Raw genomic sequence first — 281 nt, 5'->3', positions numbered from 1 at the left:
ACGCTATTCTGACCAGGACAAGGTGAGGTTCTTCAAACTGTTGTTTGAGAGGTGTTTGAGTGCAGCTGCTGCCGCAAATCAGCTTGGGATTCACGTTCGTACAGCACAAAAATGGGCTGCGCAGTACGAGAAGGATCCTGACAGTATCTTTCAGAAACGGAGAAAGACCGGTCGTCCGCGTATTCTCCATGAAGAACACAAAAGCGTTATTCTCGAGTGCATTGATGAGAATCCTTCCGTCGTCCTAGACGAAGTAATGAAGAAGTTAAAGCAAATATTCA

General features: G+C 45.9%; 1 protein-coding gene. It reads left to right on the top strand.

Annotation, left to right across the window (positions count from 1 at the left end; all coding sequences use genetic code 11):
• Positions 1 to 22: 22 nt before the first annotated feature.
• Positions 23 to 281: COG3415 family protein (locus PZC42_RS24425; RefSeq protein WP_277214015.1), on the top strand; the 259-nt coding region annotated here is incomplete at its 3' end.

The sequence above is a fragment of the Isoptericola croceus genome (assembly GCF_029382255.1).
GTDB lineage: Bacteria > Actinomycetota > Actinomycetes > Actinomycetales > Cellulomonadaceae > Isoptericola > Isoptericola croceus.
The sequence above is the reverse complement of the archived record's forward strand: the minus strand, read 5'-3'. Positions and strand labels throughout refer to the sequence as shown.